General features: G+C 39.4%; 14 protein-coding genes. 3 read left to right on the top strand and 11 right to left on the bottom strand.

Features of this window, described 5'->3' with window-relative positions; genetic code table 11:
• Positions 1–98 precede the first annotated feature (98 nt).
• Positions 99–512 carry a Cu(I)-responsive transcriptional regulator gene (gene cueR / locus AB4J89_RS11945; protein ID WP_088494785.1) on the top strand — a complete coding sequence of 138 codons (414 nt, stop codon included), beginning with the start codon at positions 99–101 and terminating at the stop codon, positions 510–512.
• Here the strand turns inward: cueR and AB4J89_RS11940 are convergent.
• The 5 genes from AB4J89_RS11940 to tesA form a co-directional block, all read right to left on the bottom strand.
• Entirely contained in the window at positions 466–954 is a 489-nt protein-coding gene (locus AB4J89_RS11940; RefSeq protein WP_088494786.1) for an NfeD family protein, read from the bottom strand. The genes cueR and AB4J89_RS11940 overlap by 47 nt on opposite strands.
• 2 nt (positions 955–956) lie before the next feature.
• On the bottom strand, positions 957–1,880 hold the full coding sequence (locus AB4J89_RS11935; protein WP_088494787.1) for an SPFH domain-containing protein: 924 nt from the start codon (positions 1,878–1,880) through the stop codon (positions 957–959).
• Positions 1,881–1,917: 37 nt separating this feature from the next.
• On the bottom strand, positions 1,918–2,775 hold the full coding sequence (locus tag AB4J89_RS11930; RefSeq protein WP_088494788.1) for a co-chaperone YbbN: 858 nt from the start codon (positions 2,773–2,775) through the stop codon (positions 1,918–1,920).
• Between the two features lie 84 nt (positions 2,776–2,859).
• A complete protein-coding gene (locus AB4J89_RS11925; RefSeq protein ID WP_088494789.1) occupies positions 2,860–3,645 on the bottom strand; it encodes an SDR family oxidoreductase in 786 nt (261 codons plus the stop codon).
• 50 nt (positions 3,646–3,695) lie between these two features.
• The gene (gene tesA / locus AB4J89_RS11920) at positions 3,696–4,325 is read right to left on the bottom strand and encodes a multifunctional acyl-CoA thioesterase I/protease I/lysophospholipase L1 (protein ID WP_088494790.1); all 630 of its coding nucleotides are present in this window, start codon (positions 4,323–4,325) and stop codon (positions 3,696–3,698) included.
• On the opposite strand from tesA, the gene ybbA reads away from it, so the two are divergent.
• Both ybbA and ybbP read left to right on the top strand, forming a co-directional pair.
• Entirely contained in the window at positions 4,296–4,982 is a 687-nt protein-coding gene (ybbA, locus tag AB4J89_RS11915; protein WP_088494791.1) for a putative ABC transporter ATP-binding protein YbbA, read from the top strand. The genes tesA and ybbA overlap by 30 nt on opposite strands.
• Positions 4,979–7,420: a putative ABC transporter permease subunit YbbP gene (gene ybbP / locus AB4J89_RS11910; RefSeq protein WP_368469366.1), complete on the top strand. Its 2,442-nt coding sequence runs from the start codon at positions 4,979–4,981 to the stop codon at positions 7,418–7,420. Before ybbA ends, ybbP begins: the two co-directional genes overlap by 4 nt.
• Before the next feature lie 88 nt (positions 7,421–7,508).
• Here ybbP and AB4J89_RS11905 read toward each other — a convergent pair whose 3' ends face one another.
• From AB4J89_RS11905 to AB4J89_RS11880, 6 genes are all read right to left on the bottom strand, one after another.
• Positions 7,509–9,662, bottom strand: coding sequence for an ornithine decarboxylase (locus AB4J89_RS11905; protein ID WP_368469425.1), 2,154 nt, complete (start codon positions 9,660–9,662; stop codon positions 7,509–7,511).
• Positions 9,663–9,848: 186 nt separating this feature from the next.
• Positions 9,849–10,874 (bottom strand): mechanosensitive ion channel family protein, encoded by a 1,026-nt coding sequence (locus AB4J89_RS11900; protein ID WP_368469364.1) that lies wholly within the window; start codon positions 10,872–10,874, stop codon positions 9,849–9,851.
• 67 nt (positions 10,875–10,941) lie between these two features.
• Positions 10,942–12,201: a CynX/NimT family MFS transporter gene (locus AB4J89_RS11895; RefSeq protein ID WP_088494795.1), complete on the bottom strand. Its 1,260-nt coding sequence runs from the start codon at positions 12,199–12,201 to the stop codon at positions 10,942–10,944.
• A 123-nt stretch (positions 12,202–12,324) separates the two neighbouring features.
• On the bottom strand, positions 12,325–13,392 hold the full coding sequence (gene purK, locus AB4J89_RS11890) for a 5-(carboxyamino)imidazole ribonucleotide synthase (protein WP_368469362.1): 1,068 nt from the start codon (positions 13,390–13,392) through the stop codon (positions 12,325–12,327).
• Positions 13,389–13,910 (bottom strand): 5-(carboxyamino)imidazole ribonucleotide mutase, encoded by a 522-nt coding sequence (purE, locus tag AB4J89_RS11885; protein ID WP_368469360.1) that lies wholly within the window; start codon positions 13,908–13,910, stop codon positions 13,389–13,391. The genes purK and purE overlap by 4 nt, the downstream gene beginning before the upstream one ends.
• A 134-nt stretch (positions 13,911–14,044) precedes the next feature.
• Complete coding sequence (locus AB4J89_RS11880; RefSeq protein WP_194951055.1) at positions 14,045–14,767, bottom strand: UDP-2,3-diacylglucosamine diphosphatase; 723 nt, start codon at positions 14,765–14,767, stop codon at positions 14,045–14,047.
• Between the last annotated feature and the right edge of the window lie 7 nt (positions 14,768–14,774).

Genomic DNA, 14,774 nt, shown 5'->3' with positions numbered 1-14,774 from the left:
TTATTGCGCAATATTCGGTAACTTGCTTTCTTTAAAGGTTTTTTCTTATCAGAGATAAAGGCTAAACCTTTCCGCAAGGGGAAGGTCAAGGGGGAATTTTGAATATTAGTGAAATCGCAAGTAAAACAGGATTAACAGCTAAAGCTATTCGGTTTTATGAAGAGAAAGACTTGATAACACCACCGGGAAGAGGTGAAAATGGCTATCGTTATTATCAGGCTCAACATATTGAAGAGTTAACATTATTGCGCCAAGCAAGAGAAGTTGGCTTTAGTTTAGAAGAGTGCCGAGCTTTATTAATGTTGCTAAGAAATCCTTCTCGTCATAGTTCAGACGTGAAAGAAGCCACCTTAAAAAAAGTGGCTGAAATTGAGAAAACAATTAATGAGCTTAATGCCATTCGCCAGCGATTACTTTTGTTAGCTAGCGAATGCCCGGGTGATGACGGAGCAGAGTGCCCAATCATCAATCATTTGTCAGGGTGTTGTCATCACCAGAAACAGCCGGTTTAAGTGCAATCACTTGTAAGGTAATACCATCAATTTCGGTTACAACTACCTTATCACCTGCAAGTAATGGCGTGTCTGAATAAACACGCCAACTACCATCAGCTAATTTAACGCGACTAAAACCGTTTTCCGTATCTGATAATAAAACAGCATGAACACCAATGAGTTGGTGACTTTTCTGATTTAAGTTCTCAGCTTCTTTTGATTGTTTTCTGCGTTTAAGCCAAAGGTGCCAAAGAACAGCACTAATAACCGTTAATATCGCAAATAAAACACCTTGAATAGGCCAGCTAATAGGCAGTATCCATGCAATCAACGATACACACAGAGCCGCCATTCCTGACCATAAAAGGTATCCTGCTGTTCCTAACATTTCTGTAATTAACAGCAAGCCACCAAGACAAAGCCAGAAAAGTGCAGGTTGAGCACTAATCCATTCAATCATAATTAATTGCTCTTGTTGCCAGAGTCACTTTTTTTGGTATTGAGTAATTCAGAAATACCGCCAATTGCACCCATGAGATTACTTGCTTCTAGTGGCATCATAATAACTTTACTGTTATTAGCTGAACCAATTTGAGACAGCGCATCAGTATATTTTTGAGCAACAAAGTAGTTAATTGCTTGCATATCACCTTTTGCGATGGCCTCAGATACCATTTGTGTTGCCTTGGCTTCAGCTTCTGCTGCACGTTCACGGGCTTCTGCTTGTAAGAATGCAGATTGACGCTCACCTTCAGCTTTTAGAATTTGTCCTTGTTTCTCACCTTCAGCTTTTAAGATAGCGGCTTGACGAATACCTTCAGCTTCAAGAATGTCAGCACGTTTAGTTCGCTCAGCTTTCATCTGCGCATTCATTGCAGAAATCAATTCTTTTGGTGGGCGGACATCACGAATTTCGATACGAGTAATTTTGATACCCCAAGGGTTTGTTGCATCATCAACAATCAGTAAAAGGCGACTGTTGATTTGATCACGCTGAGAAAGAATTTCATCAAGTTCCATTGAACCTAACACTGTACGAATATTAGTGAGTGTTAAGTTAATAATGGCAAGCTCAAGATTATTGACTTCATAAGCGGCTTTTACAGGATCGATCACTTGAATAAAGCAGACTGCATCAATGCTGACGTTGGCGTTATCACGAGAAATAACTTCCTGAGAAGGAATATCAAGTACTTGTTCCATCATGTTGATACGGCGACCGATACGATCGACAAATGGCACGAGAATTTGAAGTCCTGGAGTCAGAGTACGAGTGTAACGACCAAAACGTTCGACAGTCCACTGGTAACCTTGTGGAACGGTTTTAACACCGCATAAAACTAAAATAATAGCGAATAAGATGATAATACCAATGACTATTTCCATATACCTGTCCTAAGTCTGCTTTAATAAGAAAGTAAAATTAATAAAGTAAAGAATACACCATACGACGATATTTAGACGCTAAATTATCATTAGTGCCTAAGGCTGACAGAATATCCATCAGGGTTTTCTTAACTTGCCCATCACCTGCATTTAGATCTTTTTTGATAAAGCTAAATAGCAACTCTAATGCCTCTTCATTACGGGCAACTTCATGTAATTTTAGTGCAAGTTGAATAGCAAGATCGGTATTTTCAGGCTGTTGATTAAAATCGTTCTGTAATTGTTGAATTTCAGGCGTATCAGCCGCCTGTTTTTGTAATTCAATTTGCGCTAACAAACTATGGTAGTAGCTGTCTTGATCTTGTAATGGGATGGTGATTAACAGAGTTTGTGCTTCTTCACTTTTATTTAAAGAAATTAAAGCACCTGCTAGTGCAAGTGTAATTTCACTATTTTTAGGTGCGAGCTGGTGAGCTTCTTTTAGTAGCGGTAATGCTTCCTCAGCTTTTCCTTCAGAAAGTAATTGTGCGGCTTGTGCTGCTTTCAACTCTTCTGGTTTAGGTAATACATTGGCTAAAATTTGACGAATTGCTTCTTCAGGTTGAGGACCTTGGAAGCCATCAACTGGGCGACCTTCTTGCAAAATATAAACAGTTGGAATAGCGCGTAGACCAAATTGTGAGGCAATCATTTGTTCAACATCACAATCTAATTTTGCCAAAATAAACTGATCAGCAAATTCGGCTGCTAGTTTATCTAATGTTGCGCCAAGCTCTGCACAATGAGGGCTACGTTCTGAATAGAAATACATCATGACTGGTTTCGTCATGGATTGTTCTATAACTTGTTGAATATTTGATTCATTTACATCAACAATATGTGCAGTTGCTAACATTAACTTGCCCCTTTTTGAGAGTTTTAAATATAGATGCGATTTATAAAGCTATTTTATTAATAAGTAAGGGTGGATACTGAAAAATCAAGCCTTGCCACTCTGGCGACTGAGAATTGCATCCATTAAAATATCAGGTAGAAAACGCTTTAGTATTCTGACAGCGTGAGTTAATAAGGTTACGGGATAACGTATCTTAGGTTTTGGGCTTTCTAAAGCATGAATAAGCTTTTTCACCACATCTTCAGGCGTTAATGTGAAACGACTCGCAATCCCCGGATTTTTTACAGGTTTATCTTTTTCGGCTTGAGCGACATTCTCAGTGAAACAAGTTCGTATTGGACCCGGCTCTATTAAACTCACTTTAACTCCAGTGTGCGCTATCTCCATTCTTAGCGCATCAGACCACGCTTCTACCGCATATTTACTGGCAGCGTAAGCACCTCGACCGGGAGTTGAGATGATCCCCATTACAGAACTCGTTTGAATAATGCGTCCTTCACCATGGGGTAACATGGCTGGTAGAAGTAATGTAGTTAGCTGATGCAAACCAAAAAAGTTAGTAGAAAACTGTTTTTCCATTTGTTGGCGAGTAATGGCATCTAATGGGCCATAAACGCCAAATCCACCATTATTAAATAATCCATATAAACGACCGTTTGTCAGGCGAATAACTTCTAGTGCCGCATTTTCAACACTTTTTGGATCATCTAGATCAAGATGAATAGGTTCTAATCCCAGTGTTTCCATGCGTTCAAGGTCTTCACCTTTACGGCAAGCAGCAAGAACTCGATAGCCTCTTTTCTTTAGTGCTTTTGCCGCGCAGAGTCCTATTCCACTAGAACTTCCTGTAATCAATACCGTTTTTTGCATAATTTTACAATTAATCTCGTTTAATCTACGTCAACTACTGTCAGAATAGTCTAACGTGTTAAGTAAGGGGATAATGTTTCATCCATCCACTGCGTAATAAACGGCTGAGCATCTTCATTGGGGTGTATGCTGTCATTTTGCATCCACTCAGGTTTATCAGCGATTTGTTCCATATAAAAAGGAAGCAGAGGAAGCGCATTATCTTCAGCGAGTTTTGGATAGATCGCTGAAAACGATTGTGTATAACGTTTACCGTAATTAGGTGAAATCATTATTTGCATAAAAAGTGGCGTTGCACCGGCATCTTTCACTTGTGTAATGATGTTTTGTAATGCCTCTTTTGTTTGTGCAACAGGGTATCCCTGTAAACCATCATTTGCACCTAATTCAATTAAAACCCAGCGTGGTTGATGCTGTTTTAATAAATCAGGAAGCCTATTTTGTCCCTGAAAGGCAGTTTCACCACTAATGCTTGCATTAACAACATTAATTTCAGGGTAGGTTGTTTTCCATTTATCAGCAAGGCGTTGTGGCCATGCGCTTTCAATCGGAAGACGGTATCCTGCACTCAAGCTGTCACCAAAGATCAAAAAGGTATCAGCAGCAATTGCCTTAAAGCTAAACATCATCATAACGATAAGGAAAAATGTATGTCGACGGAAAAGGTTCTTGAAGTTCATCAGTTAACCAAACAAGTAGGACAAGGTGATAGTCAGATCTCTATATTGCAGGGTGTTGAGTTAGTTGTCGAGCCTGCACAAACAATTGCGTTAATTGGTGAGTCAGGATCGGGAAAATCGACACTGTTAGGGATCATCGCTGGATTAGATGATGGCACCTCTGGCAGCGTGCATTTGATGGGTGAAGATCTCACACAAATGAATGAAGAAGAGCGTGCCAAGTTGCGAGCTCAACATGTTGGGTTTGTTTTTCAATCATTTATGTTGATCCCAACATTGAATGCACTCGAAAATGTGCAGTTGCCCGCATTATTAAAAGGTGAGTCAGAAAAGCACAGCCATGCGCGTGCAGTTGATTTACTTAAGCTGTTAGGATTAGGTGAACGTTTATACCATATGCCAGCACAGCTTTCTGGCGGTGAGCAACAGCGCGTTGCATTAGCAAGAGCATTTTGCACTCAACCAGCTATTCTTTTTGCGGATGAACCAACAGGAAACCTTGATCGTAAAACTGGTGATAAAATTGCTGACTTGTTGTTCTCTCTTAACCGAGATTATGCAACAACTTTGATTTTAGTTACTCATGACAATGAGCTAGCAGCTCGTTGCCAAAGACGATTACGATTAGTAGATGGACAACTTAAGGAGGAGTCATGATTTGGCGTTGGTTTTGGCGTGAATGGCGTTCTCCTGCACTATTAATTGTTTGGCTTTCTTTAGCGCTGGCAGTTGCTTGTGTACTTGCTTTAGGGCGTATAGGTGATCGCATCGATAAAAGCATTTATGCTCAAAGTCGAGATTTAATTGCTGGAGACTTAGTCTTACGTGCATCCTATCCCGTTGATGAAAACTGGCTTACAGAGGCGAAAAAAGAAGGGTTAACTCTCAGTCGCCAAATGCAATTTACCACCATGTCTTATGCTCCTGAAGGTGATACACCTCAGCTTGCGTTGGTGAAAGCCGCAGATAACCTATATCCACTGTATGGTGAGTTAGAAACAGAGCCAGCAGGGTTAAAACCTGAAAAAGGAACTGCCCTTGTCGGTGCCAGATTACTTGAATTACTTGATATAAAAGTCGGCGATAACATTGATGTAGGTGACGCTACATTTACAATCAGTGGAGTATTAATTCAAGAGCCGGATAGCGGGTTTAATCCTTTTCAAATCGCACCTCGTATTTTAATTAACCTTGATGATGTTGAAGCAACTGGAGCGGTGCAACCCGGAAGCCGCCTGACTTATCGCTATATGTTTGCGGGCGATGAAGCTGTGATTGATAGTTATCAGCAACGATTCGATCCACTATTAAAACCAGACCAGCGTTGGAATAGTTTAAAACAAGACAGTGGAGCGCTTTCACAATCAATGGAGCGTGCGAAAAACTTTCTTTTGCTCTCTGCTCTTTTAACGCTATTACTTGCTATATCGGCAGTTGCTGTTTCAATGGCTCATTATTGCCGTAGTCGTCATACCTTAATTGCGGTATTAAAAACACTAGGTGCAGATAAACGAGCATTGAGAAAGTGGATTGTTGGGCAATGGGGAGTGATCCTTATTGGCGCGATTATTGTCGGTTCATTAGTCGGGCTTATTTTTGAGGCGATACTGCTACAAATTTTAGCGCCTGTTTTACCTAAAAGCTTGCCTGAAGCGAGTTTCTTACCGTGGGTATGGTCTGTGGGCTCTTTACTGTTAATTGCTTTATTAACAGGATTAAGACCTTATTATCAACTAATGGCGACACAACCTTCCCGTGTATTAAGAAGTGATACCACGGCACCTATATGGCCTCTGCGTTACTATTTACCGATTGTAGGCTTAATTATTGTCGGTGCTTTAACGCTTTTTGCGGGAACGGGCGTTTTACTCTGGTCAATTCTATTTGGTGTTGTTGTTATTGCTTTTCTACTTGGAATAATTGGCTGGTTAGGATTATGGGTATTAAAGCAGTTTAAATTCCGCCAACTCAGCGCACGTTTAGCGGTGACTCGTTTATTACGACAACCATTTCAAACAATGACTCAACTTGCGGCTTTCGCGCTTTCATTTATGTTATTAACGCTTTTAATCCTTATTCAAGGTGATTTATTAGATAAATGGCAAAAACAGTTACCAGAAGATAGCCCTAATTATTTTCTAATCAATATGTCTGCGCCTCAAGTTCAAGAAATTAATACTTTATTGGCAAAGTATAATGTTGAACCTACGGATGCATTTCCTGTGGTATTAGCGCGTTTAACACAAATTAATGAGAATAATGCCAAAGAGTGGGCAGATAAACGTGATGCTGGTAATAACACTGTTCGTCGAGAGCTTAACTTAACGTGGCATAGCGAATTGCCAAAAGATAATGTGATTGTTGAGGGAACATGGCCTCCAGTAGGGAATGGTGTTTCTCTTGATCAAGGTGTTGCTGAACAACTCGAAATTAAGTTAGGTGATGAATTAACATTTGTCGGTGATACTCGTGAATTTAAGTCCATTGTGACTAGTATTCGCCATGTTGATTGGGAAAATATGCGTCCTAATTTCTTCTTTATCTTCTCTGAAGAAGGGTTAAGTAATCAGCCAGAAAAATGGATGAGTAGCTTTTACTACAATGGCGAAGGGGCACTAATTACGGCACTTAATCGGCAATTTCCAACTGTAAGCGTATTAGATACAGGCGCATTAATTCAACAAGTTCAACAAATCTTACAGCAAGTCAGTCGAGCATTGGAGATTATGGTTGGATTGGTAATGATCTGTGGTGCGTTATTGTTAGTTGCTCAAATTCAGGTAGGAATGACACAGCGACGTATTGAGCTGGTGGTATATCGCACATTAGGCGCAGGTAAATCATTATTAAGATGGACTCTTTGGGCTGAATTTGCATTGTTAGGTTTAATGGCAGGATTAGCTGCGGCGATTGGTGCCGAGGTTGCATTAAGCTTATTACAAATATCGGTGTTTAATTTTCCTTGGCAGCCCCAATGGGGAATGTGGATCACCGTACCTATTGTTGCCGCACTATTACTTTCATTATGTGGCAGTATTTTAGGGATCAGACTGTTGCAAGATAAAGGGCAGTATCGACGAATTCAGGGTGAATAGTTGAAATAAATAAGGCTCATAAATAGAGTTAAATAAAAATGCTGATGCTATTAAACATCAGCATTTTTTATGGGAAAAGATAAGACAATTATTCTTTTATAACATAAGCATAAATGCGCTTACTGCCATCATCTTCATCATAAATATAAACACCTTGAAGTTCAGTTGAAAAGCCCGGTAGCTGATTAATTGTGACTTCAAGTGCCTGAAAATAGCGTAAAACAGCACCACCCCAAATTTCACCGGGCACAGCACATAAAACACCCGGCGGATAAGGTAAAGCACCTTCCGCGGCAATTCTGCCTTCTAATTTATTTAAAGGTAAAAACTCAACGTTACCACGAACAAACTCAATATTAGCTTGTTGCGGACTTAGTGCCCGCTTAGGGAAATGACTTTTTCTAAACATCTGCTTTTGTAGTAGTTTAATATTGTGAGTGACACAAATATCATGCATTTCCTGACAGAGTTGACGCAATGTATAACCCTGATAGCGGGATTGATAGCGACGACAAACAGAAGGCAATATTTTTTCTAATGGCACATCTTCAACTAAGTGCTTTTCAAATTGAACAATCAAAGAGGTTAAGCGATCAAATTTTGCTTGGTGCTCTGCGGGAGTCAGCAAAAATAAGATTGAATTAAGGTCGCTTTTTTCAGGAATAACACCGTGCTCACGTAGATAATTTGCCAAAATAGATGCTGGTACACCAAAGGGTTCATATTCCCCTGTATGAGGATCGATCCCCGGCGTTGTAAGCATTAATTTGCAAGGATCAACAAAGTATTGATTGGTGGCGTAACCTTCAAATGAGTGCCAATTATCATTAGGAATAAAATTGAAAAAACGTTGATCGTGAGCGATTTCATTTGTGTCGTGATCTTGCCAAGCAAGTCCATCAACCATTTCAGGAATAAATGGCTTAATAAACTGGCACTGCTTTAGTAATGATTTACGAGCTTCGATGCCTTGTTTTACGCAATTCATCCACATGGCTTCACCACTTTTACCCGAATGCATTTTGGCATTGACATCAAGAGCCGCAAAAAGGGGATAAAATGGGCTGGTGGACGCATGCATCATAAAAGCATTATTCATACGTTTATGATTAACATAACGTGATTGCCCTTTAAGGTGCGCATCTTTTTTATGTATCTGCGAGGTTTGTGAAAAACCCGCTAATTGCTTATGAACTGATTGAGTAACGAGAATACCGGGATCATCTTCATTAAGCGTTAATAACAAAGGCGAACACTGTTTCATCATCGGAATGAATTGCTCATAACCAACCCATGCAGAATCAAATAAAATGTAATCACAAAGATGACCAATTTTATCGACGACTTGTCTTGCGTTGTAAATCGTACCGTCGTAAGTACCCAGTTGAATAACAGCTAAGCGAAAAGGGCGTTTATCGAATTGGCGTTCTGGCATAATTTCTGCGATTTGTTGGCGTAAATAGTCCTCTTCAAAGCAATGTGCATCTATGCCCCCGATAAAGCCAAAGGGATTACGAGCGGTTTCTAAATAAATAGGTGTTGCTCCGGCTTGAATTAGCGCACCATGATGATTGGATTTATGATTATTTCTATCAAATAGCACTAAATCATTTGGTGCCAATAAGGCATTTAAGGCAACTTTATTAGAAGAGGATGTTCCATTTAAAACAAAATAGGTTTTATCGGCATTAAACACTTGCGCCGCAAAAGTTTGCGCATCATAAGGCGCACCTTCATGAATAAGTAAATCACCCATTTCAACATCAGCATTACAGAGATCAGAACGAAATAGATTCTCACCAAAATATTGATAAAACTGTTCGCCTGCGGGATGACGACGGAAAAACTCTCCGCCTTGATGGCCGGGACAATCAAAAGCAACGTTCTTTTCGGCAACATAATTCACTAAGCGTGAAAAAAATGGTGTTGTCAGACTCTTTTCATATTGCTGTGCAGCTTCATTAATCAACGCACTATTTTTTTGATGCGCACTTTTATCTGTGATCACAATCCCTGAAACTTGATTAAGCAATTCAGCACTGAGTGCATCATTAAGATTAACTGCAATAAATACGGGGAGTTGAAAGCCTGTTTGATAAATGCGATCTAATTCGCCAGACTCAATATCTGACAATGACAACACTACTGCTGACACTTGCGTTAAATTTGCATCAACAATATCAACAATCGGACGTTCACAATAAAAATAGTGTGAAAGAGTAGGGTGACACGCCAACTTCATTTTTTTCATTATGCTCGCGTTTTTATCAATAGAAGAATTGGCGAACAATATACTTGGTTGTGAATGTGATTGAAATAAATTAAAAGACAAATAAAATGATTTTATGCATTTAAAACGCATAAACTACCACTTTGATACGTGAATGAATGGATAAGTCTATGAGAAAATAAACTTATCCATTTTCTATTATTGGGTAATTGGAGAAGGTTTTTCGATATAGACCGTTTGAGATGGAAAGGCAAAATCTGCGCCATGTTTATGCACAATCTCAATTATCTTTAAATAGACTTCTTGCTGAGCTTCAAGCCACTGTGCCCACACTGTTGTTTTGGTAAAACAATACACCATGATATTGAGTGAAGAGTCTGCAAATTGATTAAAATAGACTAACAACGTTTGTTGCGTGTCGATTTTGTTATTTTGCATCAGCATGGTGCGAATATCTTGAACGATAACGCCTATTTTATCTGAATCTTCATAACGTAAACCAATTTCAGTTTGAATACGTCGATTAGTCATTCTTCCCGGGTTTTCCACACTAATAGAGGAAAAAATCGAGTTGGGAATATAAAGCGGTCGATGATCAAATGTGATGATTTTGGTAATACGCCAGCCAATTTCGACTACAGTACCTTCAATATTACGATCAGGAGATCGTACCCAATCACCAATATTAAAAGGGCGATCGAAATAGAGCATGACGCCAGAGAAAAGATTACTTAATACATCTTTACTTGCCATGCCAATGGCGATACCACCTAATCCGCCAAATGTCATTAAGCCGGATAAGCTCATACCAAAATGCTCACCAAACAATAAAATGATAATGACAAATAGAGTGATTTTAAATATGCGAGAAATAATACGAGCAGAAGTAGGATCACTGCCTTTTTTAATTTGAGATTTTTCTAACCGATTAATTAGTAAGAAAAATTTCCGCATTAAAATTAATGCAATGCCGACATAGGTGAAAAAGTTAATCATCCTAAAGGAGATAAAGTGGAGATTAAAATCGACCACAGCCATTTCACAATATTGGCTTAAGATAAGCACTAAACTACAAAGCAAGATAGCTTGGCTGATATGAATAATAATATTTCTACGACGTTTTTTCTTTTTGTCATGAAAAAGAGATACGACGACAAAACCAACAAAACAGGCTAAAGCTATGCAAACACCTATTGAGTATTTTATTATTAATGCATCATTCATCAGCTTAACGTCTCCTTAGAAAATGCGTTCTTATAATACGAAACTCACTATCTTGCTTATTTAATGGTTACTTTTCTTGTTCACTTGCATGCTGAAATTTAGGGTAGATTGGTGGCTTCATAAACAGTGTGACCGCTAAAATCAGTAAAACAGGGATGGTTAAAATCAAGAATGCAGGTGTGAAACTACCTGAAATATCTTTGATTGCCCCAGCAAAGAAAGGTGCTAAACAAGCCAGTGTTGAAATTAAATTCATCACTGAAAATAGCTCAAGGTAAGGAGAGCGACCAAAATAGTTAGCAAGCAAAATACTTGATGCTAAGAACGTCATGCCATAACCGATACCGACACAAACCGTAAATAAGATCAGGTAAACCCAAGAATTAGCCATACTTAGCGCGAGCAAGCCAATGATAATAATGCTTAAACTTGCGATAAGTAATTTTTTAGGTTCTAACCATTCACCAATAGCTCCACCCGCTAAGCGTGAAAAAGCATTGATAAATGCCATACTACTTAAGAGTGTTGCGGCAATAGTTTCACCAAAACCATTTTCAATAATATGTGCAACAGCAAAACTATTGACCGTGATGCCACACCATAAAAAGGCCGTGTAAGTAGCTGCAATAACATAAAATTGCCATGTTCTTAAAGCATGACGAGCCGTCCAAATCTCTTTAGTTTGATAGATACGTTTTGTGGTTTGAAGTTGGCTAATTTTTTTGGCGTGCTCTTGCTCTTTAGTGCCTTCGCGTAAAAATAAGATAGTGAGAAGAGTAACAACAGTGAGTGTGATCGCTGAAATCAGCCAGTGCATTCGCCATGTATGCCATAAATGGGTTGCTAAAAAGTAGATCCAAGGCCCAGCAACACCACCTAATCCACCAATGGTAAAATAGACACCAAAGGCAAAAGATTGTTTTTCAAATAAGCGGGAAATAACATAAGTACCGGGTACGGTAGCCAGTAGCGTAAATCCAATACCTAACAGTGCAGTACCGAGAAAATAACGCGAAATAGTGTATGTTTCATAAAGAAAATAGAAACCACTGACAAAAATAATCAATCCAATAAGTAATGTAAGACGAACGCTTAATTTACGGATCAGCAATGTAGGTAAAAAACTCGCAAGACCACAGGTTAATCCTAATAACGTAAAGCCAAGGCCTGCTTGAGTCCAGTTCCACTCTAGCTCGTTTATCATACTAGGGAGAACAACACCTAAAGAAGTAAATGTGGTTGCGGTAGCTAAAAAATACACAAAGCCCAATAATATCAGCATACTCCACTGATAAACGGGACCAAAAATCTGTTGCGTGGCTTGCATCCTGACTCCATCAAATGGGTGCAGTAACCTGAATAATCAGGAGAAAATAGCGAATAACAGACCTCTTTATCTAAGGTCTGTTCGTTTAAAGGCTATTATTCTCTAACTTTATGAGTCGGACTGCTAGCTTAATTTTTCTAAAGCCCATTTGATAGGGTACTGATAGGCATCATCAAGCATCAAGCTTAATGATTTGAGAGTCTCTTTCAGTGGTTGATTATCGCGATGTACAAGATTGAGATGGCCTACTTTGCGGACAGGGCGAACTTCTTTTTCATACCAATGTAAATGAACTAATGGTAATGAAAGCCATTGAGAGTTGACATCAGTACCAATCAAATTAACCATTACTGCTGGTTGGCAAACTTCAGGTTTTGGCATAGGTAAATCTAAAATTGCACGCAGATGTAACTCAAACTGGCTAATTGAGGCACCATTTTGTGTCCAATGGCCACTGTTATGAACTCGAGGGGCTAATTCGTTAATAAGTAATTTATCACCAACGATAAAGCACTCCATCGCCATTACACCCACATAATTGAGTTTATTAAGGATGGCGGTCAGCATTTTTTCCGCTGATTGTTGTAGTTTTGACGCAGGTGTTGGTAAGGCGACACTCATGCGTAAAATGCCATCTTGATGCAGGTTGTGAGTCAAAGGGTAGAAAACACAATTTCCGTTACTATCTCTTGCACCTACTAATGACACTTCACCTGAAAAAGGAATACCTTGCTCAACAATACATTCACCATAAATTTCAGCAGGTAATTGTTGTTCTTCACCGGGATGAATACGCCATTGACCACGACCGTCATAACCACCAACACGGCGCTTTACAATAATAAAATCACCCAATTGATTGAAGATATCAGGCCATTGTATTGGTGACGTTAATGGTTGCCAAGGTGCTGTTGCTAAACCTAGTTCGTCAAGAAGTTGTTTTTGAGGCAATCTATCGGCAAGCAATGGGAAAATATCACGGTTTACAAAGTTAGTATGACGCTCTAATTCTTTGGTGAGAGCGGTTTCAGGCCAGCGCTCAATTTCAGCTGTGATTATACTTTTTTGATAGGGAACGGCTTCAGGCTCTGCATCTAATCCGACTGGGTAAACTGCAATTCCTAAAGGCTCACCGGCTTGTCTTAGCATTCGTCCTAATTGACCATTTCCAAGAACACAAACTGGCTTCATAGTGCCTCCCTTGGATCAGGGTTATTTAAGACATCATCAGTTTGTACTGTACGCCATGCTGTTAGTGCTTCAAAAATAGTAGGGGAGTGTAATGCTAAAATTTGAGCGGCTAATAAAGCGGCATTGGCGGCACCTGCTTTACCAATCGCTAATGTTCCCACAGGAATACCTTTCGGCATTTGCACAATAGAGTAAAGGCTATCAACACCGCTTAATGCAGCACTTTGAACAGGAACTCCTAATACTGGGACGAGCGTTTTTGCTGCGAGCATACCCGGTAAATGGGCAGCACCACCTGCTCCTGCAATAATGACATCAAAGCCATTACTTTTGGCTTGTTCTGCAAAGCTAAATAGCTTATCAGGGGTACGGTGTGCAGAGACAATCTCAACATGATAAGGAAGTTGTAGTGCGTCTAGTACATCAGCGGCATGAGACATTGTTGCCCAGTCGCTTTTAGAGCCCATTACAATAGCGATACGAGCGGAAGAGGTATTTAGACCAACTTGAGAAGACATTACTTAACTGCTCCTGTAAGCATAAACGGATATAGCCTAATAAACTGAGCATGATAGTATCACGCTAACACGCATAGGAAAACGTTTGCGTAAAGAAAAAACAGCCTTTTTATGAAGAAAATAAGCAAAACAACTTAGAAGGGGAAATGAATAAGTTCTATTTTTTCAGCTGTCACTTTAAACATAGAACCTTCAGTATGCCAAGCACCTAATACACCACGATAATGTATTTTATCATCAATATTAACAGTGTGAATTGCTGGACGATGAGTATGACCGTGGATCATCCATTCTGTATTGAAATGCTTAAAAGTATCAATCACAGCCTGTGGGTTAACATCCATAATGGCATCAGACTTATACTGATTTTCGTGCTGGCTACGCGAACGCATTTTGTCAGCGATACGCAGTCGAATAAATAAAGGCAGTAGTGAGAATAAGCGCTGAATAAATTTATTATGCACTTTTTTACGGTAACGTTGATACGCTTCATCATCTGTACAAAGTGTATCACCGTGCAAAATTAGGATGCGATGCTTCTCAATTTCGAGTACTTTTTCTTGTGGAAGTAAGGTGATACCACTCTCTTTTGCAAAACGAGAGCCAATTAAAAAATCACGGTTTCCATGAATAAAATAACAAGGCACTCCTGCATTTTTTAGCGTCATCAGAGCTTGAGCAATTTGTTGATGCAAAGGATTAGGATCATCGTCACCTATCCAAAAATCAAAAAAATCACCTAAGATATAAAGTGCTTTTGCATGAATAGCTTGTTCTTTTAAAAAGCGAAGAAAACCGGCAGTGATTGCCGGTTCATGTTCACTTAAATGCAGGTCTGCAATAAAAAGCGTACACATAAAAAGT

The sequence above is a fragment of the Proteus sp. STS61-E genome, from assembly GCF_040932335.1.
Taxonomy (GTDB): Bacteria; Pseudomonadota; Gammaproteobacteria; order Enterobacterales; family Enterobacteriaceae; genus Proteus; species Proteus mirabilis_B.
Note: the sequence above shows the minus strand (reverse complement) of the source record. Positions and strands in the feature narration are given on the sequence as shown.

Excerpts from the sequence above, each read along its gene's own strand:
- AB4J89_RS11940 (WP_088494786.1), bottom strand. The coding sequence starts at position 954 with ATGATTGAATGGATTAGTGCTCAACCTGCACTTTTCTGGCTTTGTCTT.
- AB4J89_RS11935 (WP_088494787.1), bottom strand. The coding sequence starts at position 1,880 with ATGGAAATAGTCATTGGTATTATCATCTTATTCGCTATTATTTTAGTT.
- AB4J89_RS11930 (WP_088494788.1), bottom strand. The coding sequence starts at position 2,775 with ATGTTAGCAACTGCACATATTGTTGATGTAAATGAATCAAATATTCAA.
- AB4J89_RS11925 (WP_088494789.1), bottom strand. The coding sequence starts at position 3,645 with ATGCAAAAAACGGTATTGATTACAGGAAGTTCTAGTGGAATAGGACTC.
- ybbA (WP_088494791.1), top strand. The coding sequence starts at position 4,296 with ATGTCGACGGAAAAGGTTCTTGAAGTTCATCAGTTAACCAAACAAGTA.
- tesA (WP_088494790.1), bottom strand. The coding sequence starts at position 4,325 with ATGAACTTCAAGAACCTTTTCCGTCGACATACATTTTTCCTTATCGTT.
- ybbP (WP_368469366.1), top strand. The coding sequence starts at position 4,979 with ATGATTTGGCGTTGGTTTTGGCGTGAATGGCGTTCTCCTGCACTATTA.
- AB4J89_RS11905 (WP_368469425.1), bottom strand. The coding sequence starts at position 9,662 with ATGAAGTTGGCGTGTCACCCTACTCTTTCACACTATTTTTATTGTGAA.
- AB4J89_RS11900 (WP_368469364.1), bottom strand. The coding sequence starts at position 10,874 with ATGAATGATGCATTAATAATAAAATACTCAATAGGTGTTTGCATAGCT.
- AB4J89_RS11895 (WP_088494795.1), bottom strand. The coding sequence starts at position 12,201 with ATGCAAGCCACGCAACAGATTTTTGGTCCCGTTTATCAGTGGAGTATG.
- purK (WP_368469362.1), bottom strand. The coding sequence starts at position 13,392 with ATGAAGCCAGTTTGTGTTCTTGGAAATGGTCAATTAGGACGAATGCTA.
- purE (WP_368469360.1), bottom strand. The coding sequence starts at position 13,910 with ATGTCTTCTCAAGTTGGTCTAAATACCTCTTCCGCTCGTATCGCTATT.
- AB4J89_RS11880 (WP_194951055.1), bottom strand. The coding sequence starts at position 14,767 with ATGTGTACGCTTTTTATTGCAGACCTGCATTTAAGTGAACATGAACCG.